Origin of the sequence: Streptomyces sp. NPDC048566 (assembly GCF_043199735.1) — a bacterium.
Classification (GTDB): Bacteria; Actinomycetota; Actinomycetes; order Streptomycetales; family Streptomycetaceae; genus Streptomyces.
Genome location: NZ_JBICWL010000015.1, coordinates 87,887 through 110,339 on the forward strand (window position 1 = coordinate 87,887; position 22,453 = coordinate 110,339).

A 22,453-nucleotide genomic window follows, 5' to 3' on the forward strand; every position below is an offset into this window, starting at 1 on the left:
GTGGGCTCAGTCAGGGATGGAGTGCGCATGCGCCAGAACGAAGACGCCGGAGGGGCGAAGGGGATGAGTCGCGAGGAGCTTCTGGGACTCCCGGCGGCCGTTGACCTGGAGACAGGTAACCGCGCGCTGGGGCTCGGCCGGAGCAAGGGCTACGCGTTGGCCAAGCGCGGCCAGTACCCGTGCAAGGTGCTCAGGCTCGGGAACGCCTACCGGGTGGTGACCGCAGACCTGTTGGCCCTGCTGGGGCTGGCCGCATGAGGCACCTGATGCGCCGTAGGCGCTTCTGCGCTGAGCTGACACAGAAACGCTGGACTGTGGCACGGCGTGGACGTACTGTCCGTGGTCGCTCGCGGTACCGAGACCCCCGCGAGAAGAGGGAGAGCCTCCGACGGTGCAACGCCGGAGGCTCCAGGACTCCCCAGCAATCCCGTGAGATCCGACCCGGCGGCAAGGGCGTGCAAGCCCGCAGCCGCCAGACGAGGAGCCGCCCAGTGCAACCCGAAAACCCCGACTCCTATTCCACCCCCGCCCGAGCGGCCTGGCCCGCCACGGCCATCCCCGGCCAGCCCGGCGCTCATCTGGGTGCGACCCAGGCCGCCTATGCCACAGCGGAGATGCACGATGGTCCGGCTGACGGCCGCGAGGCGGACCCGGCAAGGGGCCTGGAGACCATTCCCGACGCGGAGCCGACGCCGGGCTCGGATCTGCTGGACGAACTGCGCTCCCAGATAGCCCAGTTCGTGATTCTGCCCTCTCCCGAGGCGCTGGACGCGACCACCCTCTGGGTGGCGGCGACGCAGCTCCAGCCCGCCTGGCAGCACGCCCCTCGGCTGGCAGTGGTGGGACCTGCGAAACGGTGCGGGAAGTCGCGGCTCCTGGACGTGTTGACCGAGACGGTCCACGAGCCGATGCTCACCATCAACACCACACCAGCGGCCATCTTCCGCTCGATCAACGAGGAGGAGCCACCGACGCTGCTGGTGGACGAGGCCGACACCATCTTCGGCCCCAAGGTCGCGGAGAAGAACGAGGAAACACGCGGACTCCTCAACGCCGGCCACCAGCGCGGCCGGTACGTCACCCGGGTCGTTGGCAACGACCACACCCCGCACAGGTTCGCCACCTTCGCCATGGCGGCCATCGCGGGGATCGGTGACCTGCCGGACACCGTCATGGATCGATCCGTCGTCATCCGTATGCGCCGCAGGGCCGAGGGCGAGAAGGTCAAACCCTTCCGCTCGCGACGCGACATCCCGGCCCTGCACGAACAGCGCGACCGTATCCGTGCCTGGGCCCTCCCGCTACTGGAGGACGCTGCGAGCCTGGAGCCGGAGATGCCGGTCGAGGATCGAGCCGCCGACACCTGGGAGCCTCTGGTGATCATCGCGGACCTGGCCGGCGGTCGCTGGCCACGGCTTGCGCGGATCGCGTGCGCACGGATGGTCGCGGCCGAGGTGGCAGCTGAGGAGGACCACCCGAGTGGGGCGCGGATCCTCGCTGACATCCGACGAGTCTTCTTCGCGCAGCGGGAGGCGGACAGCCTCTCCACCGAAGACCTCCTGCACCACCTGAACGCGGATGCCGAAGCCCCGTGGGGAGAGCGTGGACGCTACGGCCTGACCTCCCGGGAGCTCAGCGGGATGCTGCGCGACTACGACATCCGGCCCGGCAACGTGCGCATGGCCGACCGGACTCAGCGCAAGGGCTACACGCGCAACAAGTTCCTGGACGCCTGGCGGCGGTACTGCCCGACCGTCCACCCGGTCGACGCTCGACGCGGCGAAAGCTGACCCCCACCTCCCTGGTTGCCGTACTTGCCGTCCCTGCCGTGATCGTGCAGGTCAGGGCGCACAGCAGCAAGACGGCAGCCAAGGGCAAGACGGCAGCGCACGCGCCTGAGCACGTGCAGCCAGCAGGGGGACAGCGTCCAGATCCGTCTTGGCCCGTCCCAGGCGTCTTCGCCGTATCGCAGCAGGTCACAGTCCGGCTCGCTGGGACGGCTGCCGCGACCGGCCGTCCCAGCGGATGCAGGCGCCCGGACACGAGCCGCAGTGGATCCGCCTCACCCCTGTCCCGAGTCGGGACAAGACGCCAGAGCTTCTGCCAAGACGGCACGTCCAGCGCGCTGCCGTACCGCGCTGACCTGCACGTGCAACGCACAAGACGGCAAAGACGCCCCTCACCCACTACCCCCAAGGAGATTCCCGCTTGACCGCCCCGCACCTCACCACGTCATCACCGCAGACACGAGATGACGTCCCAGCCGAAGGGCAGCGCCCGAAGCGTGCCGACGCAGAGCGGCTCGTGCTCGGCGCGGCCGGCATCGTCATCGTGGTTCTGACAGCCGGAGCGTTCTGGCTGTCCTACGCGCACCTCGCCGATGTCGCAGGCCAGCACGGGCTGGGCGCATCCCCCATCCGCCGGTGGGCCTGGCCCGCCACCCTGGACGCGTTCATCGTCGCCGGTGAATTGCTCATGCTGCGGGCTGCGCTCCGGCGTACGACCGACCTCTGGGCCGTCGCCGTAACCGCTGCCGGATCGGTCGGCTCTATCGCACTGAACGTCGCTGGGGTCAGCGCCGCGGAGAGCGAGCGCAGTGTTCCGCTCCTCGACTACGTGGTCGCTGCCGTCCCTCCGGCCGCCGCGATGGTGGCGTTCGGCGTGCTGATGCGACAGATCCACCAGCTTGTGGCACCAACCGATGCCCCCTCCGGTATCGGCTCCGTAGCTGTGCGGAACCGGCCGGTCAGTGAGCACGGCGAGGGCCGACGGCAGGACGCTGCCGCCGAGGTTCCGCAAGCTTCTGGCGAGGAATGGACGGAATCCACGTCCCCGGTGCCGAAGGCCAAACCAGTCGGCGGCCGTCCTCCGAAGGCGACCATCGAAGAACTGAAGTCCATCGGCCGGGCCGCCGGTCGCCAGCACGGCAAACTCACGCGTGGCCTGCTGCGAGCTGCCGTGAAGGACCGGAACTTGACGATCGGAAGCGCGCGGCAGACCGAAGTCATGGAGTCGCTCCGGCCGGAACTCGAAGCCGCTGGCATCACGGTCTCCGGAGGCTGACGCCTCATGTGCTCGGGTGACCGGAACCCTTCCGGTCACCCAAGCACACGCCGGTCGCCCCGCAGATCCCCACACCTGTGACAACGCGATGGCTCGCGCCACCGGGTCGCCGTGATCCTGTCCGCCGAGCCGCATCTGGAGCATCTTCCATGCAGCACAGCCAGCACCTACCTGACGACACCTCCGCTGAGCCGCCCGCCTCGGCACAGCCCCGTACGCTGCTGTCCCGACTGCGTCGGGCGTTCGGACGGGCTGCCCCGGGCGGAGCCAGTAGTACCCCGAGTCCGACTCAAGGCCGGTCTTCGGGGATCTCCGCCCCGGGGGTGGCGGAGACGGCCCAGCGCCAGGGGGCGCTTGGCCGGGAGGTCGGGGCCGAGGGCGGCCCCGACCCGGACGAGCTCCACGCCGTCCAGCAGCAGATCCTCAGCCCCGCACCCCCCACCGAACCGATAGTCGGCGAACGAGCACCGCAGAGCGTGCAGCCGACGATTCGCCGCTTCACCGGCACCAAGCGGACCGTCCGTGTCGGACCGCTGCGCTTCACCGGAGACGAGCACGCCGCGCTCCAGGAGGCCGCAGCCGAGCACGGCTACAAAGGGGAATCCGGCTTCACCGCGGACATCGCCCTCGCCTTCATCACCGGCCGGTTCACGGCGAACCTGCCGCTGTCCGAGGACCGTCGCCGCACCCACATGTTCCGCGCCCAGGTACTGCGCGAGCTCAACCGGATCGGCGTCAACGTCAACCAGATCGCCCGCGCCCTCAACAGCGACCTCACCCCGTCTGACGTACGTGACCGTCTCGACGAGCTGCACCACCTGCTGGACCTGATCGCAGGGGCTCTGTGTGAACCCGTAGAAGCGGAGAAGGAGCAGGCCGCGTGATAGCAGCCATCAAACCGGCCGGGTCCAACACCCGTGGCCTGCTCGCCTACCTCTACGGCCCCGGCCGCCACGACGAGCACCTCGACCCGCACATCGTCGCCGGCTTCGCGATGCTCGGCATGCCCGACCCCGGCCGGAACCCGGACGCCACCCTCACCCAGCTCGCCCACCACCTGGACGAGCCGGTGCATCTCCGGAACAGCGAGTTCGGGAAGAAGATCACCGACCACGTCTGGCACTGCCCCGTCCGCGCAGCCCCCGAGGACCGGCACCTCTCCGATGCCGAGTGGGCCGACATCGCCCACCGCATCGTCGAAGCCGCAGGTATCGCCCCGCCCGGCGACGACCTCAGCTGCCGCTGGATCGCCGTACGCCACGCGGACGACCACATCCACATCCTCGCCACCACCGTCCGCGAAGACGGCCGCCGCCCCAAACTCCACGGCAGCGGCATCCGCGTCGGCGACGCCTGCCGCCAGATCGAGACCGACTACGGCCTGCGCCAACTGAAGAAGGGCGACCGCACCGCCGGAAAGCGCCCCACCCAGGCAGAGATGCACAAGGCTCAACGCCTCGGCTGGGAACAGACCAGCGCCGACTGGCTCCAGGACCGCATCCGCGCCGCCATCCCCCACGCCACCAACGCCGAGGAACTCCTCGCCTACCTCGAAGCCGACGGCATCGCGATCAAGCCCCGCCGCGCCCCGTCCGGAGACCTCCTCGGCTACGCCGCCGGCCGCCCCGGCGACCTCAACAGGGACGGGAAGCAGATCTTCCTCCCCGGCGGAACGATCGCCCCCGACCTCACCCTCCCCAAGCTCAAGGCCCGCCTCGAAACCACCGCATCCGAAGAACACCCCACCGCACGCCGACAGCGCCCCACCACCCCCTGGCACCAGGCCACCGACGCCCTCGACACCCTCCACCAGGGCATGACCGACGACACCCACGCCCAGGCCCACATCACGGCGCTCGGCGAACTCATCGAGGCCACCGCACAGAAAGCCCCTGACCACTTCCGAGCCGAACTGCGAACCGCAGCACGGACATTCGCCCGCGCCCAGCGCTCCCAGATCTGCGCTGAGAACCAGGTCGCCCATACCCTGCGCCGCGCGACCCGCGACGTCGCCCGCACCGCCACCGGCCCGGACGGCAGCGCCTTCGCAGCCCTGCTCGCCGCCCTCGTCTGGGCCACGATCATCGCCGCCCGCTGGCACGAGGAGAAGAACCACGCCCACCAGGCCGAAGCCGCCCGTCAGGCCCTGCATCACCTACACAACGTCGCCGACCACGCCCTCGTCCCGGTCATCGACAACCTCGCCGCTCGTCAGCCGGGCGACCAGGCCAGCCGAACCCTGGCCCATGACGTCCGGGCCGCCGTCCCCGACCACGCCGACCGCATCCTCACCGACCCCGCCTGGCCGGGCCTCGCCACCGTCCTCGCCGACGCTGAAGCAGGCGGCCACAAACCCCACCAGCTCCTCAAGGAAGCCGCCGCTCAGCGCGAACTCACGAGCGCCCGCCAGCCCGCCCGCGTCCTGATCACCCGCATCCAGCACACCAGCCGCAACCCCCCACCCAACCCCCGCGCCGAAGCCGCCCGCAGGACGACGACCATGCGACTGTCCGCGACTGCACTATCGGCCGGTGTGGCTGAGCCCGCACGGTCGGCGGTCCCGGCGGAACAGAAGCACCGTCCACGTCTGTGAGGGGGGAGGCGTTCGTTGGCACGGAGCCCTGCATCCAGGCAAGACCCAGTAAGTCGTGGAGCTTTGGTGCTCGCCCGCAGTTCCCCGCCGGAGCTCGGAGCGGTCTACGCGGACAAGGCACCGTCGAGGTAGTCCTGCACCGGCTCGAACAGCCCGTACGGCACGTACTCCGGGATGTCGCCGAGGGTGACCCAGGCAAGCTCGGCAAGCTCCTCGGTATCGGCGACGTGAGCCGTGCCGCCCAGGATCTGGCAGGCGGTGTAGGACATGAAGCGGCCCGACTTGGGGTGAACGCGCTCGCCGAGCAGCTTGACCGCCTCAACGGTCAGCCCTGTCTCTTCCCGGGTCTCCCGTACGGCGGCGGCCTCGCGCCCTTCGCCGGGCTCGACCTCCCCGGCGGGGAACTGCCAGGAGAGCTGCCCCTCGCTCACCCGGCGGCGGACCATGAGCACGCGGCCGTCGTGAACGACGATGGCGGCGGCGATGCCCGGCTGCTTGTCCGTGGTCTGCTGCGTCACGACTGCTCCTCCAAGAGGCCCAGGATGGCAGGGAAGACCGTATCGGTGGACGTGAAACGGTCGCTGTGTTGTCAGGCTGTTCGTCTCGGGGCTTCCGCCGAAGGCACGCACGCCAATGACCCGCCCCGGTCACGGGCTTTCGCTGCGGGGGACAGCGAGCGCCAGCGTGACCGGGGCGGGGGCTTAATTACGGCGGAAGAGCCTGCTCTGGCCCCGATGCCTGCCGGTTCTCCTACCGGAGGTCGACTGCCCCACCTCGGTGGATTCGCTCGGCCGGGTGGAGCCAGCCGGGCGGTTCTCGTTGAAGAAGGATTGCCAGACCCGTTCCTGTAGCTCGCCGATGCAGGCGCCGCACGCGTACATCGGGGCTTGGGCCCCGGCGACTTTGGCGGGACCGATCCACAGGACGCGCGTCCACCGCTGCCCGCAGTAGAGCCAGCAGGCTCCGTCGACCCACTCGTTGCCGTCGTCGGTGGCCGCCGGTGAGGGCAGTCCTCCTCGGGCGAACTCGGCGATCCCGGGGATCACCCTGTGCTGTAGGGCGACTTCCGTCAGCATCGCTCGTCTCCCTCCGCGATCAATGGTCCTGGGCCGTGGGAGAAGCTTCCTTCTGCTTCTCGGCTTCGGAGAACAGGAGCGTGGGTTCGGAGAGGATGTCGCGGTTGGACTCGCTCTTGTAGATCTCGTCGACGCTGCCGAACCGGGCTTCGGAGTAGTCGAGGTCCAGCAGGGCGGCGGCCTGGCGCACCGATGCCTCGTCGGGGCCTTCGATCTCCAGGAAGGTGGGGAGGTCGGGCCAGGTGTCGAAGTCGAAGGCGACCTCACCCAGGCGCCATTCCTCGCGGTAGTTCTCCTGGTACCGGACCTCGGTGAGGCCGACCCGGCGCAGGATGTCGGCCATGGCGTGCAGGTCGGTGACCTCGGTCTCGATCTCCTTGGTGCCGTCGATCGTCGTTGCGTCGGTGACCTGCTTGAGCGTGAGCGTCGAGCGGGTGCCCTCGTCCCGCAGCCGAATCCAGGCCCCGCCGTCGAGGGAGTCGTTCTCGAAGATCTTGCGGGTGAGGAGCGTGCGGGGGAACGCCTGGACCGCATTGAGGGCGCTCAGCTTGTTCTGGAGGTCGGCGACGTCGACGGCCAGGAACTTCGCCTCGTACTCGTGCTTCATGGGGCCTTCTCTCAGAAGTGGTCGGTGAGGGTGGACGTCCGGGCCGCGAGCAGGAGGCCCATGCGGTGGGTGTGGTCGTGCAGCTGGCCGACGTGGGCGCGCTCCGTGAACTCAGTGGTGCGCAGGGTGAGCAGGACCTCCCAGCCGCCGATGAAGTGGGGGTGAAGGCGTTCCGGGGAGGTGTAGTGCTCGATCATGTGGTGGCGTCTTTCGACGGGCATCATGAACTCCGCGCCGAAGATGCCGCCTGGGCGAACCAGGCGCTGCATACGGTCGACGAACTCGCCAAGCGGGCGGTGGTGGTTGGCACTGTAGTGCCACGAGCAGCTCGTCCAGACCGCGTCGCACTGCAGGCCCAGGGGCTCGCCGTTCAGGAAATCGTCCTCAACAACCTCTACGCGTTCGTGGAGCTCTTCGAGCTTCAGGCGATCGATCAGTCCCAACGCGTGGGCCTGGCTGTCACCCGGGAGGTGGATGTCGCCCCCGTGGAGGGCGACCGCGTCGCGTTCGATGGCGACGACGCGGTAGCCGGCGGCGGCGAGGGGCAGGACGAACTTGCCGTCACTCGCGCCGACCACCGCGACGGTGGCGTCAGGGGCGACACGTTCCCGCAGCGTGGCGAGGAACTGCGGGAAGAACGTGAGCGTGTGCTCCCACAGGCTCTGAGTCTGCATGGGGGTGCGCTCCTTGCGTCTCGGTATCCATGATCACTCGGAGGACCTCGTCGGGGCTGCGCCCCGTGGTGTCGACGCGATGCATCGGAAACGATGCGTAGGCGTCCGTCACCCGGTCCGTAGCGGTCTCGATCAGTGAGTCCCACCGCGACACCGGCTTGTTCCGCCCAGCGAGTCGACGCCGCCTCTCGTCGTCGTCGCAGACGAGGTGGTAGGTAGCGGGTGTCGGCAGCCAGCTCGGCAGGGTGATACCGAGTTGTGCCCCCAGGGCCCGGTGAGTGGTGAGGCACCGGGCGAAGTAGCTCTCGACGACGACCGGGACGCCGGCGTCGAGGTGGTGCTGGATCTCCTCGGCCGCGGTGAACAGGCCCGAGAGGTAGAAGCACATCCGTGCCTCTACATTCGTCCGCTCGTCCAGCGCCTGTCTGAGCGGCTGGTAGGGCAGAGGGACGGTAGCGACGAGGACGGCCTGCCGGGCGGCGGCGAGCATGGGCGCCAGGGTGGATTTGCCGGTGCCGCGCAATCCCTCCAGGCTCTCGAAGCGCGGGCGTTCAGGCACGGCCGTACACCACGTCCGGTACCGCGAGGGTGAGCTCGTCGACGGACGAGGGTTTGTGGACGATGCGTCCTGCCGCCTTCTCGTACCAGAAGGCGTGCGCGTCCTTGCCCACGGCCTTGCAGGACATGGTCAGCGCACCGCGCGGGTCGACCTCGATGCGGTCGATTTCGCGAGGACCGTCGGAGGGCGCGCACACCTGCGGGGCACCGTCCTCGGAGAGGTCCTCGTCGACGATCACCTCCAAGGGCAGATCGGCTGACGCCAGCTCGTCCCGGAGCCGCCCGTAGGCGGAAGGGGAGGTGACCAGCAGCTCGGGATGATCGGCGGCGTTGCCGACCGGCCGCAGGTGGTGGAGCTTGAGCTGCCGGACCCCGAGCTGCGCCAAGGCCCTTCCGAGGGGCAGGACTTCGGCGATGTTCCTCGAGGTGACGGTCATGGTCGCACCGGTCGGAACGCCGAGATCCCGAGCCAGCCGGAGCGCTTCCAGCGCGCTCTTGTAGCTGCCCTGCTTTCGGATGCCGTCGTTGGTCGACCCGACGCCCTCCAGCGAAACCCTGAGCAGGTCCAGGGAGGGGGCGATCTTGGTCAGACGGCGCTCGATCCGGTACCCGTTGGTGCAGATCTCGACGCGCAGGCCCAGTTCCTCCTTGGCGTGGCGGACGACCTGCGCGAGGTCCCGGTGGACGAAGGGCTCTCCGCCAAGCAGGGTCACGGCCTCGGTGCCGTACTCGTCCCGCATCAGGGTGAGAAGACCCGCGGCTTCGTCGACGGTGAAGGCGTCGGCGTACTGAAGCCGCTTGCCGTGGAAGCAGTGCAGGCACGTGAAGTTGCAGCGGTAGAGCAGCTGCAGGTACAGCATGCGGATCTTCTTGATCCCGGTGACTTCCTCGATCACGTCGGCTCCTTCGGCTGATTGCCTGGTGGGAGCCTGATAGTGGCCTTCTGCTCGGGGACCTCGACACCGCGTTCGGGGACGGTCCAAGGACGTCCTGGGACATCTTCAGTGACCTGCGAAGGACTCCAGAATGCCGAGGACACGCTTCGTGTCCGACAGGTCGGGCAGGACTTCGACGGCTCCGGCGGCGGTCAGTTCCTCCTGGGTGTGGATGCCAGAGGCGACAGCGAGGACGCCGGAGCCTGTGGTCAGAGCCGCGTCCACGTCACGAGGGGTGTCCCCCACGAGGACGGTGGGAACGTCGGCCGGAACACCATGAAGCCGCTGTGCGCGCTCGCGGGCGACAGCGACCAGGTGGGGGCGGAGCTCCGCGTCCGCTCCGTAGGCGCCGACCGGTAGATCAAGCAGGGAGTCGAGCCCGAACGCGGCAAGCTTCACACGGGCGTTGGTGGCGACATTGCCGGTGAGGACTGAGGAGACCCAACCAGTCTGAGCCGAGGCGGCTTTCAGGGCGTCGTGCACACCGGGCAGGGCGGTCCCGCGCCTGCGCAGCTCCTCCAGGCGCGCTTCCCCTGCCTGGGCGAGTGCTGCTTCGATGAGGTGCCAGTCGGGCACGGGCAGCCCTTCGCGGGCGAACATGTCGCGCATGATCAGACGATCCGTACGCCCCTCAGTTCGCGCCGGCTCCGTGGGCTCGCGACCTGAGAGGGCACGAAAGGCAGCGGCGTAGATCTCCTTGCTGACCCCCGCGTTCTCGATGAGGGTGTGGTCGATGTCCCACAGGACGAAGAGCTCCATGCCGCCAGAGTAGGCAGTCCGCGAGGTTCCACGACAACGGACTGCGTCCCAAAACGTCCTTGCGCGATCACGCGCCGTGCCGATTCGATGGCTGCTGTGAACAACCGACTGCGCACTGTGCTCGGCCAACGCGGCGTCTCGCCCGATGCACTCGCCGAGATCTGCGAGGTAGATCCCAAGACGGTCAGCCGATGGCTGGGCGGACGGATTCCCCATGCACGGCACCGCTTCCGCGTCGCGCGACACCTGCGCGTCGAAGAGACCTTTCTCTGGCCCGAGCCGTCCAAGCGTCCAGGCCGGCCGAGGGACGGGTTAGGCACCGAGCTGGTCGGCACCTACCAGAACCGGGCCAGCGTGCCCCGGGATGTATGGCTCGCACTGCTGCGAGAGGCGCGGCATGAGATCGGCGTCCTCGTCTTCTCCGGCACCTTCTTCGCCCAGTCCAACCCCCACGTCGCCAAGATGCTCTCCGAACGTGCCGCCGAGGGCGTCCGGGTCCGCCTGTGCTTCGGCGACCCCGACGGACAGGCAGTCGCCGTACGGGGCCGCGAGGAGGGAATCGGCGACACCCTCGCCGCCAAGATCCGCGCTTCACTGACGTACTACCGCCCGCTGCTGGGCGAGGCCGGGTGCGGCGTACGACTCCACGACACCACCCTCTACACGTCCATGTTCCGCTACGACGACAACCTGCTCGTCAACCCACACATCTGGGGTCAACCGGCCAGCGCCAACCCCCTCCTGCACCTCAAGAGGGCAGGCGATACAGGGTGGTTCGACAACTAAGCGGAAAGCTTCGACGCTGTCTGGGCCGCAGCGAGACAATGGGCACCCGACCAGGAGAGGATCGCCGACCATGGGCAGGACTGAGTACTACAACGACCCGTCTGCCCCGAAGGCGAACACCCTCATCCCGGCCAGCAACCTGCTCGTCGCCGACGAGACGGGCGCCATCCTCCTCCAGCGGCGCCGCGACACCGGCCAGTGGGCTCTCCCCGGCGGAGCCCAGGACATCGGCGAGACCGCGGCCGAGTGCGCGGTGCGCGAGTGCTTGGAGGAGACCGGGATCATCGCGGAGCTCACCGGGTTCCTCGGCGTCTACACCAACCCGAACCACATCGTCGCGTACACCGACGGCGAGATCCGCCAGCAGTACGAGAACACCTACATTGGCCGGCCCGTCGGCGGAGTGCCCACGATCAACGAGGAGGCCGACGGCGTCTGCTTCGTCCAGCCGGCCGACCTCGACCAGTACGACATCCACCCGAGCATGCGCCAGCAGATCGGGGACTACCTCGCCGGCACCTACCCCTACATCGGCTGAGCCGCCAAGGCGGCTTCCACCCGCTTCACGGAGGCAAAGATCTCGGGAGCCGCCCGGCGGATGAACCGCCCGACCACGCTGTCGTCCCCGTAGCGGCTGCGGATCTCCGCGACCCGATCCTGCGCGGTGGTTCGGTCGCCGTCGGGCGTGGTGGTCATGTCGCAGTACACGAGGGCGTCCACCAGCAGCGGCTCATCCAGCAAGGGGAACTCGCTCGCCAGCTCCTCCCGCAGCCCCCGCTCCGCGGCTTCCACAAGCGCGAACGAGTGGTTCGCGACCAGCCGCACCAGCCGCTCGTTGGCCCTGTGCTTGTCACGGAGGAACCGGGCTCCGTCCAGCGGGTGGAAACCGGTCACTGCGAGCCGGGGTGCGTACCCGACGTCATGCAGCGTGGCAGCAGCGAGGAGCAGGCCAGCGTCTACGCCGAGGACCGGACACACTTCAGTCGCGCGCTCAACCACTCCTTGTGTATGCGCCCACCGTCGTGGAAGTGGACCGCTGAGTTCGGTTTGTGCTAGTTCCATCGCCCACTTACCGAACATGTCATCCATGTCAGCGTTCGTGCCCAGGGCGCCACTCGCTCATGCCCCATAGGTAACGAGGCTCAGCGGGTTGAAGCCAGATAGGCCGGTATGGCCTGGTATGAGTCTAGGGCGATGCTGCGGCACGCGAGTGGGGCTGTGCCAGCAGGCGTAGCTGCACGACAATGGTCGACGGGACCAGAAGTCCCTCGCTTACCTGCAGACCCTGATGCTCTTGGAGCTCTCGCCGTGACGCTCTCCGTACCTCCCTCGCCCACCGCGCTTGAAACAGTGTTCAAGCGGGTCATCGAGCGCAAGGCTGTCCGCGCTGAAGCGACACTACAGGCGGACATCCGCCAGTTCCTGCTGGATGCGGATCTCAATCTAGGCGAGCATGATCTCCTAACTCCCGTGCTGGAAGCGCAGGTGGGCGGCGGTACCGGTCACCGCATCGATATTGAGATGGGCGCGACCGTCATAGAGGTCAAGAAGGACATCAGCCGTCCAAAGATCCGCAAGGACGCGGTGGCGCAGCTGGCGAAGTACGTGCGGGCCCGTACCGAGCAGCGCGAGCGGCGACACGTCGGAATTCTCACAGACGGCGCTGACTGGCGTGCCTACACGCTGGTCAACAACGAGCTGAACGAGGTGAACCATTTCGTTGCGCAGGATCGCAACGTCAAGCCGCTGGACCTGGTCCGTTGGCTCGAAGGTGTTTTGGCGACGTCCGAGGGCGCGGCACCCACGCCGGATGCCATCGCGACCCGCCTTGGAGCGGACAGCGTCGCCCACTCCATCGACAAGGCGGTACTGACCGCGCTGTATGAGGAAAACAAGAGCCTGCCGACCGTTCAGCTGAAGCGCGATCTGTGGTCGCGGCTGCTGCGCAGCGCACTGGGCGCTCAGTTCGAGGACAGCGACGATCTGTTCATCGAGCACACGCTCCTCGTGAATACCGCCTCGATCATCGCCCACGCGGTGATGGGCATCGACGTGAAGGACACCCCGCCAGCCTCGCTAGTCAACGGTCAGCTGTTCACGCAGGCGAGGATTTCGGGTGTTGTGGAGTCGGATTTCTTCGGCTGGCCGCTGGAGATTGAAGGCGGCGAGGGGTTCGTCCGAGACCTCTCTCGTCGCCTATCCGGCTTTGATTGGTCAAGAGTCGAGCACGACGTACTGAAGGTTTTGTACGAGTCGGTGATTGCCGCCGAGACCCGTAAGAAGCAGGGGGAGTACTACACGCCGGACTGGCTGGCGGAAGCGACGGTGACCGAGGCGGTCCCCGATCCGCTGAACCTGCGGATCATGGATCCGTCGTGCGGTTCCGGCACGTTTCTCTTCCACGGCGTCCGCCGCTACCTGGCCGCCGCACAGGACGCCGGTTTGCCATTGCGCGAAGCATTGGACAGCCTGCACGACCACGTTGCTGGCATCGATCTCCACCCCGTCGCGGTGGCACTGGCTCGCGTCACCTACCTCCTCGCCATCGGCCGCGAGACACTCACGTCGGAGGAGCGCGGCCCAATAAGCGTCCCCGTCTACCTGGGTGACAGCGTTCAGTGGGACCAGCGCACAGACCTCATCGACCATGGCCATCTCGTCATCCAGACCGGCACGGGCAACCAGCTCTTCGCCAACGAATTGCGCTTCTCCGAAGCATTGCTGCAGGACGCCAGTCGCTTCGACGCGATTGTGAACGAGCTCGCAGATAAGGCGGCCGACCCACACCGGACTCAAGGAAAGCTGCCCTCCCTCGTTGCCCTCTTCAATCGGCACGGGGTCTCCGACGCGGATGACCGGGATGAGCTGACGGAGAACTTCCGCGTCCTGTGCGACCTGGTCGACGAGGGCCGCAACCACATCTGGTCCTACTACGTCCGCAACCTGGCCCGCCCCATGTGGCTGTCGCGCGCTGAGAATCGCGTAGACGTACTCATCGGCAACCCGCCCTGGCTCTCCTATCGACATATGTCGGCCGACATGCAGAAAACCTTCAAGGAAATGATGCAGGCCCGCGGCTTGTGGCGGGGCTTCGAGGTAGCCACCCACCAAGACCTCTCTGGGCTGTTCATCGCCCGCGCCGTTCAGCAGTATCTACGCGAGGACGGCTCCTTTGCCTTCGTCGTTCCCAACCCGGTCCTGGACCGTCCTTATTGGCTCGGCTTCCGCAGCGGGGACTGGGCTGACCCTGACCACCCCGTCAAGGTCAACTTCACCGGCTCCTGGGACCTGCGCCGACTGCGACCGCACTTCTTTCCCCGCGGCGCCGCCGTCATCTTCGGTCGCCGTCGCCCCCTCGCTATCGGACAACGAGGCAACAGCGCCGTCCCACTGCCCAAGCAGACCGAGATCTGGACCGGGAAGATTTCCAAGAGCGCTGCTCCCTGGGAACACGCCAAGGGCTGGATCACCCGGAAGGCAGGTGAGTTGCGCTATCCCAAGGAAGGTCTGATCAGCTCGCCATACCGGAGCCGGTTCGGGCAAGGGGCTACCGTTGTCCCCAAGGTCCTCTTCTTCGTCAAGGAGCAGGCCGCCAATCCTCTCGGCCTCGGAGGCGGCCGGGTGTCAGTGCGCTCTCAGCGGAGCACTCTGGAGAAGAAGCCCTGGAAGGAACTTCCCGACCGGGAAGGATCGGTTGAGAAGCAGTTTGTCCGGCCCGTCCTGCTCGGCGAGCATGTCGTCCCCTATCGGATTCTGGGCGCCGATAGGGCTGTCCTGCCCATCGAGGGAACGAGGACCCTCATGGACGGCGAGCATGACCATCTCGACCGATACCCGGACCTGGCGAAATGGTGGCGCGACGCCGAACGACTCTGGGATGACAACCGTTCCAGTGAACGGCTCTCGCTGACAGAGAGGCTTGACTTCCGTAGGGGACTGACAGACCAGCTTCCCAGCGCCCCCCTACGGGTGGTGTACGGCGCATCCGGAATGCACGTGTCCGCTGCGCTGGTGGACGACCCGAACGCGGTTATTGAGCACGTCCTGTACTGGGCCGCGGTTGCCACGAGGCAGGAGGGCATGTACCTCCTTGCGCTACTCAACGCCCCGCGCCTTACCGAAACCGTGCGCCCGCTGATGTCCTACGGCAAGGACGAGCGGCACATCGACAAGGCCGTATGGGAGCTTCCCATCCCGGACTTCGATCCGACCGACGCCAAGCACGTACGAATCGCGGAGATCGGCGAGGCGGAGGCCCAGCGGATCGCGGAGCTGAAGTTCGAGGGCGGTAGGAGCTATATCCAGATCCGGCGGGCCCTGCGCGACTTTCTCCTCAGCTCGACCGACGCCGAAGAGCTGGATCAACTGATTACCGAACTAATCGGCTGAAACCGCTGGCCTTCGCTCCTTCGTCCCTCCACCGCCCTCAGGCGGTGGAGGGACGAAGGAGTACTTGTCCGGCCCTGGGGCGGGCGGTCGTCGTGGCCTCGTGCCGCGTCTAGCATGTGAGGGAAGGCGTCCTTCGTCTAGCGTGGCCAATAGGGCGGTGGCGAGACGGACGGGTTCACAAGCTCGAAGCGGTGCTTGCTTGCTGGGTTCAGGCCCTTGATGTGAATCAGCTGCTGTGTATCTGCTTCGTTGAGCTCGCCGACGATCAAGGGCATGGCTGCTACCACCGCGCCCATAGACAGGCCAAGACCGGCCATGCCCTTGTGCGCCTGGCTGAAGCGGATGTGGTGCATTCCCGACTTCTTGATGGCCTCCGTCTCCGACGGATCCTCCAGCTGTCGGGCGTCCCTGGTCAGGAAAGTGTCGAAGCCTTTTCTCGCGGCATCGGGGAGAAGCGCGAGATCCTTCTTGCCCGCCCATTTGATCTCGCTGACGTGCTTTACCTCATGTCCGGGCAGGATTCGTCTGAGCATCTCCAGCACCTGCACGGGGACGTTCTCATCGACGAGGATCCACATCAGGCAGTGCGCGCTCCCGTGCTGTAGCTGTCCACGTAGAGCGCGAAGGAAGCAGCGTCACGTGCTGCGTCAGCGGTGACGCCGGGGTAGTAGTCGGCGATCTCCTCCGGGGGGATGCCGTCCTCGATCAGCTCAGCGACGGAGTCGAAAGGGGTCCTTGTGCCCGTAATCACGGGCTGCCCGCCCTGAGTTTCGGGGTCGACAGTGACGTGCTGCTTCGGCTGGAGAAGGTGGGGGACGACGACGCCGGCTCGGGGAGCGAACTCTTCGAGGATGTCGGCCATGGTGGCGATCACCCGTTGCCCAGGACGTTTGACCAGATCGGTGCCGTGGTCATCGTGACCTGCAAGGACGATCGAGTCGCCCTCGGCTACCAGGGAGTAACTGGACAGGTGCTCGACCTCCCCGATCCTTCTCAGGGTGGCCAGGGCTACGCGAATCTTCTGGAGTGACACGTCCTGGCGAAGGTGGGCGAACGCACGCAGCGCGAGTACGTCCCGGAAGGAGTACAGCGCCGGCCTGGCTGCCAGCCCCGGCTGAAGTATCGGCCCGTTGCCGCGGTCTTGTCTCCACGTGCGCAGTTGTCCGACTGTCGCTCCCGAGAGGGCGGCAGCCATGCGGGTCGAGTACGCCATCCGCTGCCTCCCATCCTGGTCGCGTGCTGTGGGGTGCCATCATCCCAGTTCTCTGAGCGGGAACGCTACAGAACGACGAGAGCCCGGATGCTCCAGATCTTCAGCGGCGAACCGGTGAAATGTCCAGCGTGCGTGAGCCGTGCGTGAGCGGACGGGTTGGCACGAGCCGGACCGGACGAGCACGTGCCTCTCGGTCTCACGCCGCTGACCAGCAAAAACAGGACCTAGTGCCACGGCTTGGCATCTACCGTCACGATCTTGCAGGCCCTCGTAATGCGTAGGTCTCGGGTTCGAATCCCGAAGGCGGCTCCATCAAAACCCCAGGGAACATCACATGTGACCTGGGGTTTTAGCGTTTCCGGATACGGCAGCGGGTGCGAGCGCGTGCCGCGCGGCGGCCCCCGGTCCCCGTTCTGGTCTCCGTCGCGCGCCGGCAGCCGCTCCCTTGGCCCCCACCGAACCCGGTCTCACCGAGGGAGCGGGCACGTCTCTGTGCGGCGGGGCCGCCGGCCCGTTTCGCGCCGCTCGCGGCGGCGGCTGCCAGACTCCTTCGGTGAGGTCAGAGCGTCAGTGTCCGTGCGATGGTGTCGGCCGTCTGCTCGGCCGGTTCGTCGAGGACGGGTTCCGTCCAGGAGAACTGCAGGGTGACGGCTGCGTCCACGCCCTCGGGGCGGACGCCGTAGAAGAGTGTGCGGATCACCGGGCGGGCGCCGAGGAGTCCCTTCCGCTCGCCGGTGACGTTCTGCCGGATGCGGACGGCGTCGCCGAGCGGCAGCCGCACGTCGCGGACGTCCGGTTCACCGAACTCCCGTACCGACATGTGCTCGGTCAGCCAGGCGAGGGTGATCTCGGGGACCGTCTCGTCCGGGTGGACGGCATCGAGTTCGAGGACGGCCGCCACGGAGTTGTGGCCGCTCACGTACCAGCCGAAGGCGCCGAGGGGGTCACGCGTGTGGCAGTCGGCCGCCACCCGCTTGAGGTCGCGTGCCAGCAGGCGGGCATGGGCCTTCTCGCCGTCGCGCGCGTAGCGGTCGGCCAGCTCCTCGGCCTGGTAGGCGGACCAGTAGTCGAGGTCCACGGCGCCGAGGACCGGCAGCGGTACCCAGTCCGGTGAGCACTCCAGGCCGAGGTGTGCCAGGTCGTCGGTCATGTGCGGGTCACTCCGTCCAGGTCAGCGAGCCGGCGATCGCGTCGAAGAGTTCCGTCATCGCGTCGGCGATCGGCTCCAGGGGGGTGGAGAAGCTGAGCAGCAGAAACGCCGACGCTCCGGGAACGGGAAGGTGGTACTCCACCAGCAGGGAGGTGCGCGCTGGCCGCTCCGCACCCTCCTCGTCGCCCTGGGCCACCAGTCTGCGGACGCGGACGGCGGCGCCCGACGGCAGTTCCTCGACGCTCACCGCCGCCTCCTCGCCGCCCTCGGCGAGCACCTGCGCCAGGGTGTCGAGCGGCAGCCGCCGGGCGTCCTCCAGCGGCGCCAGGGTGACCAGCAGGGAGGCGGGAATCGTGAAGGGCCCGACCTCCTGGAGGCTGAGGTACAGCTCGATGCCGCCGGCGCGGTGGGCCTTGGCGGCCCGGCGCCGCAGGTCCCTGCCGAGTTCCTCCCTGAGATGGGGCGCGTCGTCGACGCCGTGAAACCGGCGCCGTACGAGCGCGTCGACCGACCGGTCCCGCTCGTGCGGATCGAGGAGGACGCGGAACCAGCCCTCCGGCAGCAGCAGGCGGTAGTCGCCCGGAGGGGCGGTCTCCTCGGTTTGGCTCATGCGGCTCACTCCGTGGGGGTCTGTTGCGGGGCCGGGCGGTCGAGCCGGAGGCGGCTGTGCAGTTGGTGGGCACCGTACGGCACCGCCTGGAGGGCGAGGCCCAGCGCGCCCATGGCCGTCGCGGCGGCGCCCGCGGCGGGGTGCGGCTCCGCGATGCGCAGGCCCTGTGCGATGGAGAAGTACGAACCGAACGCCATGACGGCGGTGGACGACAGGCCGGCGATGGTGCCGGGGAACCGCGACCTGCCCCGGGCGACGCGACCGGACCCGGGCAGCAGCCCGGTGCCCAGCGCGGGGCTCTTGGGCCAGTCGGCCCGCCCGCTCGGGCGGCGCTCGGTGACGGGCAGCCCGGTGGACCGGCGCAGCCTCGCCCATCCGTCCGCGCCGCGCTCGCCACCGAACCACAGGCGCCACGGAAGGACGGCGCGCACCTGGTCCTCGGCGCCGCGCAGTTCGACGCCGAGCGCCTCGCCCGCCCGGTCGCGCACGAGAACCAGGGTCCGGACGGCGTGGGGGCCTGTCAGCGGGAGCCAGTACTCCCTCCCGCCCAGCTCGCGTACGACGAGATCGCGGTCCTGCACCCGCAGTTCGGTGTCCCGGCAGAACCGGACGGTCGCTCCCAGCCCGGCGGCGGGAGCGGGGCCCACCCGCTCCCGTACGACGGGGCGGCACCGCCGCAGACGCAGGCGGGTCCAGGCGCGCAGCGCCCACCGGGCCACCGGGGCGACCAGGGCGGCGGCGGCCAGGAGAAGGACGAGCCAGGCGGTCGTCGCACCGTAGAAGACGATCACCGTGAAGGCGGTGAACCAGATTCCACCCGCGGCGGCCCGGGTGACCAGGTACCAGAGGGGGAACGCGCGTCCCGGTCCGAGGTGCCGACCCGACGGCCTGGCCACCAGGGGGTCGTCCCTGCCGGCGGTCACGTGCAGCGGGATGCCCGCGGTCGTGAGCAGCGCGGCGACGCCCGTGCGGCCGAGGAGCCGGGAGCCCTGGACGGACCGCTTCGGCAGGGCGGGCGACTCGGGCAGCCAGTCCTCCAGGTCGAACCGGGCGACGAGCGCTCCGTCGCGGTCCTGCAACTGGAGCTCGCCCCAGGAACCCCGGATCGCCGGGCCCACGCGCTCCTGGTCGGCGCCGGGCACGTCGACGAAGACGGCACGGGTGATCCCGTCGCCGCCCACCGGGAGGCGACGAGTGCGCCCGCGCGTCCGCAGGACGAGGTCGCCATCGTCCACGAACAGGCGTGACACATGGCAGAGTTCGAGAGCGGGTCCGCGGCCTGCCGCCGGTCGGAGCGCGGGCTCGTGGATCACCCGGTGGCCCCGTCGACGAGAGACGTCACCGTTCCGTAGGCCCCTTCGGCGCCGGCGACGACACCGGTGGCCGTGGCGCCGGCCCACACGTTGGTCTGTCCCGTGAAGATGCCCAGCGCAGTGCTCACGGCGGGAATCCGCTCGGCGTTCGGCGCGATGTCCCGGAGGCCGGCGGCGGTTCGGGCGAGGTCGGGGTCCAGGGTGCCGGCCGAGCGGGGTGCGGCGATCCCCCGGATCCCCTCGCTCCAGCCCTGCCGGGAGAAGGCGTTGCCGATCGACTTCACACCGTCGACGGTGTCCCGGTACATGGAGGCGGGGCTGAACCCCTCCTTGAGGTTGCTCCAGGTGGGGAGCCTCCCCTTCGGCATGGTCGCCATCGCCTCGGCAGCTGACTTCCCCCGGATCGCCCCCTGGGCGCCGCGGTTGGCGAGATTCCAGGCCTTGTTCGTCTTCATGCCGGAGGCGACGGCGTTCTTGAACAGGTTGCTCCGGGCGAGCGCCTTGCCCCCCGCGGCCGCCCCCTTGGCGCCGGAGACGGCGGCCCGCCCGATGCCGAAGGTCGCGACGCCCACGGCGTCCAGGAAGACGGACTTCCAGCTGCCCTCGCCGCCCAGGGCGAGCACCAGGTCGGTGGCGAGCGCGACGACGCTCGCGAGCAGGGCGACCGCGTTGGCGACGGCGGCGATGGCCTGCCCGATGACGGGAATCCACCCCAGGGCCAGGGCCGCCACCCCCGCCCACAGGGCGATCCGCCCGGCCCACTTGGAGATCTCCTTCAGCCAGCCCGCGTTCTCGTGGACCCAGTTCTTGAACTTGTCCTTCCAGCCGTCCTTGAGCCCGTCGTCCTCGATGACGTCGTGGATGGCGTCGGCCGCCCGCCGCGCGGCGCGGTCGCGAATCCCCTTGGCGGCTTCGAGCGCGTCCTTCGCGGCCGACAGCGCGGAGGACGCCTGCTCCTTGCGTCGCCGATACGTCGTGGTGTCCGGATCGTCCTTCGGGGTGTCGTCCGGCTGGGCGTCCAGCGACCGCTGGGCGGCGGCGCCGTCGTCCTGGGCCGCCTCGGCGTCGTGCAGGGCCTGGTCGGCCATCTGCTTGGCCCGGTGCAGCTCCGAGGCGTACTCGGTGCCGCACACGTCCTCCCGGACCTGTGTTCCCAGGGCGTTCGCGGCCTCGTCGTAGCGCTTGAACGCCTTGCGGAGTCTGTCGCCGGCTCCCTCGGCCGCGCCGCGGAACTCGGTGGCGGCCTTGCTCTTCCAGTTCTCGACCGACGCCAGCGCCTTGATCTCGCGGGCCTCCTTCTCGATGGCCTCGGCGGTCTTGCGCAGTTGTCGGCCGAGCCGCGCCACCGCTTCGGGTTCCCCGGGGACCGGATCGGACGTCTCGTCGAGCACCGCCCAGCGCCGGGCGGCAGGGCGCCCCGTCATTTCCGGGCTCCCTTGGGCGGGCCGCGCTCGGAGTTTCGCAGCGCCTCGGCGAGTTCGTGGTCGATCTTCTCGTACGACTCCGCCGCCGTCCTGGTGATCCCGTGCAGCGTCTCCAGTTCATCGGTGAGCTTCCGGCGATGGATCTTCCAGTTGCCGGCGAACTGGTCGAAGGCGTCCAGGATCTGCTGCGAACCGATCTCCGCGATGCCGTATCCCTCTGCGGGGTCGGCCCGCTCGGCGAAGGTGTCGCGTATGCGTTTCAGTGCCCTGGAGCACTCTTTGATCCGGCCTATGTCCGCCTGCTGATCACTCATGGGTCCCCCGGACGCCTCATGGACACCGTGCCGCACCACACTATCTTCGACCTCGCGAAGCACACGTGCCCCGGCCGCAGGCGACGTCGTCCCGCCCGCACCGGCAGTGGTCAACACCCCATGAAGCAGGGGAGGTTGAGGTTCCCGCCCCGGGGTGGCGGCGGGGGCGGGGGCCGCCGCCCCCGGGCGGAAGCGGTGTCGTGGTTCTGCCGCTTCGTCGGATTCGGGTGAACTCCTGTTCATCCCGTGGATTTCTGCTACACATTGTGTGCACGGTCGATCAGGCGGAGCGGTGGGCCGCCGTGGACGCCGTCCGGGCCCGACGGGTCCGGGACACGCTGCCATTGTCTGGGGGGACACATGAGCGATGCGTTGGAACTGACGGTTCTGGGTGCGGGGCTCCCCGCGGCCTTCGGTTTTCTCTTCGGCCACCTGGACCGCATCGTCGGGCGGCACCTGGCGCGGCGGGACGGGGCCGCCGCCTCCGGCGAGGCGGAGGAGCCCGTCGCGCTGCCCGCCTGTCTGGACGGCGACCCCGGTGAACTCACACCCGACCTCGACCTGGCCGACCGGCTGGCGGGATCTCTGCAGACCCTCTACGGGCGGCTCGGCCCCTACGCCCTGGACGCCGGGCGGCTGAGCCCGCAGGCCCCCGGTCTGGCGGACGACCTCGGCGCACTGCGCACCCTGCTGGAGGCGATCTACGGAACGCGCCTCACCTTCCACGGCGAGTCGCGCGAGGCCACGAGCATGCGCGCGACCGTCGACGCGACCGCCGTCGAGGGCACGGTCAAGGGCATCGAGATGCGCGGCGCGTGGGGGAGTGAACAGGCCGCGTTCGACGCCTCGGTGACGGCACGGCACGTCGGCCCCACCGGCAGGGTCGTCGGCATCGAGGTGGATACGACGGGGCGCGGCGAGTCCACGGGCGCCTGAACCGCTGTCACACGGTGCCGGTCGGCCCGGTGCCGGCACGTCCTGCCGGTGTG

At 68.7% G+C, this 22,453-nt stretch carries 23 protein-coding genes and 1 pseudogene; 9 read left to right on the plus strand and 15 right to left on the minus strand.

All coding sequences use genetic code 11. The features are described from left to right. Nucleotides 1-27: 27 nt before the first annotated feature. The 5 genes from ACGFS9_RS22240 to ACGFS9_RS22260 all read left to right on the plus strand — a co-directional run bounded on the left by ACGFS9_RS22240 (nucleotide 28) and on the right by ACGFS9_RS22260 (nucleotide 5,656). Nucleotides 28-258 (plus strand): hypothetical protein, encoded by a 231-nt coding sequence (locus ACGFS9_RS22240; RefSeq protein ID WP_393255480.1) that lies wholly within the window; start codon nucleotides 28-30, stop codon nucleotides 256-258. A 233-nt stretch (nucleotides 259-491) separates the two neighbouring features. After that, on the plus strand, nucleotides 492-1,790 hold the full coding sequence (locus tag ACGFS9_RS22245) for a DUF3631 domain-containing protein (RefSeq protein WP_393255482.1): 1,299 nt from the start codon (nucleotides 492-494) through the stop codon (nucleotides 1,788-1,790). 418 nt (nucleotides 1,791-2,208) lie between these two features. Next, on the plus strand, nucleotides 2,209-3,063 hold the full coding sequence (locus ACGFS9_RS22250; RefSeq protein ID WP_393255484.1) for a DUF2637 domain-containing protein: 855 nt from the start codon (nucleotides 2,209-2,211) through the stop codon (nucleotides 3,061-3,063). Nucleotides 3,064-3,386: 323 nt separating this feature from the next. Further along, nucleotides 3,387-3,947 (plus strand): MobC family plasmid mobilization relaxosome protein, encoded by a 561-nt coding sequence (locus ACGFS9_RS22255; protein WP_393255485.1) that lies wholly within the window; start codon nucleotides 3,387-3,389, stop codon nucleotides 3,945-3,947. Beyond that, the gene (locus ACGFS9_RS22260; protein WP_393255486.1) at nucleotides 3,944-5,656 is read left to right on the plus strand and encodes a mobilization protein; all 1,713 of its coding nucleotides are present in this window, start codon (nucleotides 3,944-3,946) and stop codon (nucleotides 5,654-5,656) included. The genes ACGFS9_RS22255 and ACGFS9_RS22260 overlap by 4 nt, the downstream gene beginning before the upstream one ends. Nucleotides 5,657-5,760: 104 nt before the next feature. Here ACGFS9_RS22260 and ACGFS9_RS22265 read toward each other — a convergent pair whose 3' ends face one another. The 7 genes from ACGFS9_RS22265 to ACGFS9_RS22295 form a co-directional block, all read right to left on the minus strand. After that, nucleotides 5,761-6,174, minus strand: coding sequence for an NUDIX hydrolase (locus tag ACGFS9_RS22265; RefSeq protein WP_364885714.1), 414 nt, complete (start codon nucleotides 6,172-6,174; stop codon nucleotides 5,761-5,763). 183 nt (nucleotides 6,175-6,357) lie between these two features. Then, nucleotides 6,358-6,732: a hypothetical protein gene (locus tag ACGFS9_RS22270; RefSeq protein WP_393255488.1), complete on the minus strand. Its 375-nt coding sequence runs from the start codon at nucleotides 6,730-6,732 to the stop codon at nucleotides 6,358-6,360. 19 nt (nucleotides 6,733-6,751) lie between these two features. After that, nucleotides 6,752-7,339 carry a class IV adenylate cyclase gene (locus ACGFS9_RS22275; protein WP_393255490.1) on the minus strand — a complete coding sequence of 196 codons (588 nt, stop codon included), beginning with the start codon at nucleotides 7,337-7,339 and terminating at the stop codon, nucleotides 6,752-6,754. 11 nt (nucleotides 7,340-7,350) lie between these two features. Continuing rightward, nucleotides 7,351-8,013 carry a class I SAM-dependent methyltransferase gene (locus ACGFS9_RS22280; protein WP_393255491.1) on the minus strand — a complete coding sequence of 221 codons (663 nt, stop codon included), beginning with the start codon at nucleotides 8,011-8,013 and terminating at the stop codon, nucleotides 7,351-7,353. Next, nucleotides 7,931-8,503, minus strand: coding sequence for a hypothetical protein (locus tag ACGFS9_RS22285; RefSeq protein WP_393255493.1), 573 nt, complete (start codon nucleotides 8,501-8,503; stop codon nucleotides 7,931-7,933). Before ACGFS9_RS22285 ends, ACGFS9_RS22280 begins: the two co-directional genes overlap by 83 nt. 61 nt (nucleotides 8,504-8,564) lie before the next feature. Further along, a complete protein-coding gene (locus tag ACGFS9_RS22290; RefSeq protein WP_393255494.1) occupies nucleotides 8,565-9,467 on the minus strand; it encodes a radical SAM protein in 903 nt (300 codons plus the stop codon). Between the two features lie 105 nt (nucleotides 9,468-9,572). Continuing rightward, nucleotides 9,573-10,265: an HAD family hydrolase gene (locus ACGFS9_RS22295; protein WP_393255496.1), complete on the minus strand. Its 693-nt coding sequence runs from the start codon at nucleotides 10,263-10,265 to the stop codon at nucleotides 9,573-9,575. Nucleotides 10,266-10,361: 96 nt separating this feature from the next. Here ACGFS9_RS22295 and ACGFS9_RS22300 point away from each other — a divergent pair. Continuing rightward, a pseudogene (locus tag ACGFS9_RS22300) lies at nucleotides 10,362-11,135 on the plus strand (helix-turn-helix transcriptional regulator). Next, the gene (locus tag ACGFS9_RS22305; protein WP_393255498.1) at nucleotides 11,122-11,589 is read left to right on the plus strand and encodes an NUDIX hydrolase; all 468 of its coding nucleotides are present in this window, start codon (nucleotides 11,122-11,124) and stop codon (nucleotides 11,587-11,589) included. Before ACGFS9_RS22300 ends, ACGFS9_RS22305 begins: the two are co-directional and overlap by 14 nt. Here the strand turns inward: ACGFS9_RS22305 and ACGFS9_RS22310 are convergent. Beyond that, nucleotides 11,577-12,131 (minus strand): HD domain-containing protein, encoded by a 555-nt coding sequence (locus ACGFS9_RS22310; RefSeq protein WP_393255578.1) that lies wholly within the window; start codon nucleotides 12,129-12,131, stop codon nucleotides 11,577-11,579. The genes ACGFS9_RS22305 and ACGFS9_RS22310 overlap by 13 nt on opposite strands. A 228-nt stretch (nucleotides 12,132-12,359) precedes the next feature. Between ACGFS9_RS22310 and ACGFS9_RS22315 the strand changes: the two genes are divergently transcribed. Further along, complete coding sequence (locus tag ACGFS9_RS22315) at nucleotides 12,360-15,440, plus strand: N-6 DNA methylase (RefSeq protein ID WP_179886921.1); 3,081 nt, start codon at nucleotides 12,360-12,362, stop codon at nucleotides 15,438-15,440. Nucleotides 15,441-15,577: 137 nt separating this feature from the next. Here ACGFS9_RS22315 and ACGFS9_RS22320 read toward each other — a convergent pair whose 3' ends face one another. The 7 genes from ACGFS9_RS22320 to ACGFS9_RS22350 form a co-directional block, all read right to left on the minus strand. Next, nucleotides 15,578-16,018, minus strand: coding sequence for a DUF5615 family PIN-like protein (locus ACGFS9_RS22320; protein ID WP_047177965.1), 441 nt, complete (start codon nucleotides 16,016-16,018; stop codon nucleotides 15,578-15,580). Beyond that, a complete protein-coding gene (locus ACGFS9_RS22325) occupies nucleotides 16,018-16,635 on the minus strand; it encodes a DUF433 domain-containing protein (protein ID WP_079191127.1) in 618 nt (205 codons plus the stop codon). Before ACGFS9_RS22325 ends, ACGFS9_RS22320 begins: the two co-directional genes overlap by 1 nt. Nucleotides 16,636-17,212: 577 nt before the next feature. After that, nucleotides 17,213-17,803 (minus strand): hypothetical protein, encoded by a 591-nt coding sequence (locus ACGFS9_RS22330; protein WP_393255501.1) that lies wholly within the window; start codon nucleotides 17,801-17,803, stop codon nucleotides 17,213-17,215. A 7-nt stretch (nucleotides 17,804-17,810) separates the two neighbouring features. Continuing rightward, the gene (locus tag ACGFS9_RS22335; RefSeq protein ID WP_393255502.1) at nucleotides 17,811-18,413 is read right to left on the minus strand and encodes a hypothetical protein; all 603 of its coding nucleotides are present in this window, start codon (nucleotides 18,411-18,413) and stop codon (nucleotides 17,811-17,813) included. Nucleotides 18,414-18,418: 5 nt separating this feature from the next. Next, nucleotides 18,419-19,648: a hypothetical protein gene (locus tag ACGFS9_RS22340; RefSeq protein WP_393255504.1), complete on the minus strand. Its 1,230-nt coding sequence runs from the start codon at nucleotides 19,646-19,648 to the stop codon at nucleotides 18,419-18,421. 74 nt (nucleotides 19,649-19,722) lie between these two features. Beyond that, complete coding sequence (locus tag ACGFS9_RS22345; RefSeq protein ID WP_393255506.1) at nucleotides 19,723-21,150, minus strand: hypothetical protein; 1,428 nt, start codon at nucleotides 21,148-21,150, stop codon at nucleotides 19,723-19,725. Then, complete coding sequence (locus ACGFS9_RS22350; RefSeq protein WP_393255507.1) at nucleotides 21,147-21,464, minus strand: hypothetical protein; 318 nt, start codon at nucleotides 21,462-21,464, stop codon at nucleotides 21,147-21,149. The genes ACGFS9_RS22345 and ACGFS9_RS22350 overlap by 4 nt, the downstream gene beginning before the upstream one ends. A 360-nt stretch (nucleotides 21,465-21,824) precedes the next feature. On the opposite strand from ACGFS9_RS22350, the gene ACGFS9_RS22355 reads away from it, so the two are divergent. Next, nucleotides 21,825-22,400 carry a hypothetical protein gene (locus ACGFS9_RS22355; protein ID WP_393255509.1) on the plus strand — a complete coding sequence of 192 codons (576 nt, stop codon included), beginning with the start codon at nucleotides 21,825-21,827 and terminating at the stop codon, nucleotides 22,398-22,400. Nucleotides 22,401-22,453 lie beyond the last annotated feature (53 nt).

Coding starts and splice junctions, on each gene's coding strand:
- ACGFS9_RS22275 (WP_393255490.1), bottom strand. CDS start 7,339: ATGAAGCACGAGTACGAGGCGAAGTTCCTGGCCGTCGACGTCGCCGAC.
- ACGFS9_RS22270 (WP_393255488.1), bottom strand. CDS start 6,732: ATGCTGACGGAAGTCGCCCTACAGCACAGGGTGATCCCCGGGATCGCC.
- ACGFS9_RS22240 (WP_393255480.1), top strand. CDS start 28: ATGCGCCAGAACGAAGACGCCGGAGGGGCGAAGGGGATGAGTCGCGAG.
- ACGFS9_RS22330 (WP_393255501.1), bottom strand. CDS start 17,803: ATGACCGACGACCTGGCACACCTCGGCCTGGAGTGCTCACCGGACTGG.
- ACGFS9_RS22335 (WP_393255502.1), bottom strand. CDS start 18,413: ATGAGCCAAACCGAGGAGACCGCCCCTCCGGGCGACTACCGCCTGCTG.
- ACGFS9_RS22320 (WP_047177965.1), bottom strand. CDS start 16,018: ATGTGGATCCTCGTCGATGAGAACGTCCCCGTGCAGGTGCTGGAGATG.
- ACGFS9_RS22285 (WP_393255493.1), bottom strand. CDS start 8,503: ATGCTCGCCGCCGCCCGGCAGGCCGTCCTCGTCGCTACCGTCCCTCTG.
- ACGFS9_RS22325 (WP_079191127.1), bottom strand. CDS start 16,635: ATGGCTGCCGCCCTCTCGGGAGCGACAGTCGGACAACTGCGCACGTGG.
- ACGFS9_RS22280 (WP_393255491.1), bottom strand. CDS start 8,013: ATGCAGACTCAGAGCCTGTGGGAGCACACGCTCACGTTCTTCCCGCAG.
- ACGFS9_RS22310 (WP_393255578.1), bottom strand. CDS start 12,131: ATGTTCGGTAAGTGGGCGATGGAACTAGCACAAACCGAACTCAGCGGT.
- ACGFS9_RS22295 (WP_393255496.1), bottom strand. CDS start 10,265: ATGGAGCTCTTCGTCCTGTGGGACATCGACCACACCCTCATCGAGAAC.
- ACGFS9_RS22350 (WP_393255507.1), bottom strand. CDS start 21,464: ATGAGTGATCAGCAGGCGGACATAGGCCGGATCAAAGAGTGCTCCAGG.
- ACGFS9_RS22345 (WP_393255506.1), bottom strand. CDS start 21,150: ATGACGGGGCGCCCTGCCGCCCGGCGCTGGGCGGTGCTCGACGAGACG.
- ACGFS9_RS22355 (WP_393255509.1), top strand. CDS start 21,825: ATGAGCGATGCGTTGGAACTGACGGTTCTGGGTGCGGGGCTCCCCGCG.
- ACGFS9_RS22305 (WP_393255498.1), top strand. CDS start 11,122: ATGGGCAGGACTGAGTACTACAACGACCCGTCTGCCCCGAAGGCGAAC.